Source organism: Streptomyces sp. P17 (assembly GCF_032436805.1).
Classification (GTDB): Bacteria; Actinomycetota; Actinomycetes; order Streptomycetales; family Streptomycetaceae; genus Streptomyces.
In genome coordinates this window covers 1-640 of sequence record NZ_JAVRBF010000241.1, presented here as the reverse complement: position 1 = coordinate 640, position 640 = coordinate 1, and the positions used below count along the sequence as shown (strand labels likewise).

Genomic DNA, 640 nt, shown 5'->3' with positions numbered 1-640 from the left:
ATTTGATTCGCACCTATTTGAGACAGGTCGAGATAGTTGAGCAGAGTATTTGCGATCTTCCATCGTTCTTCGATATTGAGACTGCTGTAGGGGATCAGCTGACCCTGCTTGGGCGTCGTATGGGCTGGCCCCGGGTCCACTGCGTATGTAATATTCAACCTGTTTTTGGTTTCGATTGTAACACTTCGGTTAGTCTCGACCCTATCGAAGGATTTTGCACCAGTGCGACTTGGGAAGAATGAACTGATACGGGTATCGCCTACATCTCTATAGATGACGATGATATTTACAGAAAATTCCTTAAGGTGCGCCGCTATCAGATCATCAAGCAGTTCAATCGGGCTTCCCTGAAGGCTTCCATTCTGGAGCTATTCGGAGAAAGCGCAAAGATTATGTCATCGGGTAACGGGGAAGTGGTGATTGCTCCTTTCCGCGAGCTTTCTAGCTTAGAAAAGACCCTACTTCAATTATACCCTCGCATTCTTCCACTTCCTCTGGGCGTTAGGGTTAAGTTTCACTTCGGATCGTCGCAATTGTTTGGTTTCGGCTTCGGCTTTTTAGGATTTTGTGAAGGCTCTGGAGGGTCAGGGGCACCCCTGCTAACTGAGGAAGATGAAGAATTCATCTTGACTGAATCATC

Annotated in this window: 2 protein-coding genes; both read left to right on the top strand. The window is 47.0% G+C overall.

Features of this window, described 5'->3' with window-relative positions; translation table 11 throughout:
- Nucleotides 1-242, top strand: a 242-nt coding sequence (locus tag RMT89_RS40625) for a DUF2612 domain-containing protein (protein WP_315888773.1), incomplete at its 5' end; no start/stop codon positions are given.
- Nucleotides 243-305: 63 nt separating this feature from the next.
- A partial coding sequence (locus tag RMT89_RS40620) for a hypothetical protein (protein WP_315888772.1) occupies nucleotides 306-640 on the top strand: 335 nt, incomplete at its 3' end.